We start from the raw sequence: 285 nt of genomic DNA, 5'->3' as shown, positions 1-285 counted from the left end.
TGGTGTGGGTTTGGGCAATGACCAAAAAGCTGCGCAAGTGACGTTTTTTGAGTTTAGAAACCAGCCTGCTTATCAATACAATGGCGTTGAATATGATAATGATATTTATGAAGCCGACTCTGTGGTGCAAGGCAGCACTGACCCGAATACCAACAGTGTGCGCGGTGTCGTTGACTGCACGATAGTCAATGAGGTGGCAGGGGACTTCTTAGCAGCGCAAATCACACGCTATTATTAAATTCAAAAAATATTAAGCACTTTCTAGTTAAGTGTTTTCTAATTAAA

The 285-nt window shown here is 41.8% G+C and carries 1 protein-coding gene; it reads left to right on the top strand.

Features of this window, described 5'->3' with window-relative positions; all coding sequences use genetic code 11:
* The coding region (locus tag AAEZ03_RS26880) for a hypothetical protein (protein WP_350582849.1) at positions 1–238 on the top strand (238 nt) is incomplete at its 5' end.
* Positions 239–285 lie beyond the last annotated feature (47 nt).

It is taken from the genome of Pseudomonas sp. HY2-MNA-CIBAN-0224 (assembly GCF_040310285.1).
GTDB classification, from domain to species: domain Bacteria; phylum Pseudomonadota; class Gammaproteobacteria; order Pseudomonadales; family Pseudomonadaceae; genus Aquipseudomonas; species Aquipseudomonas helleri.
The sequence above is the reverse complement of the archived record's forward strand: the minus strand, read 5'-3'. Positions and strand labels throughout refer to the sequence as shown.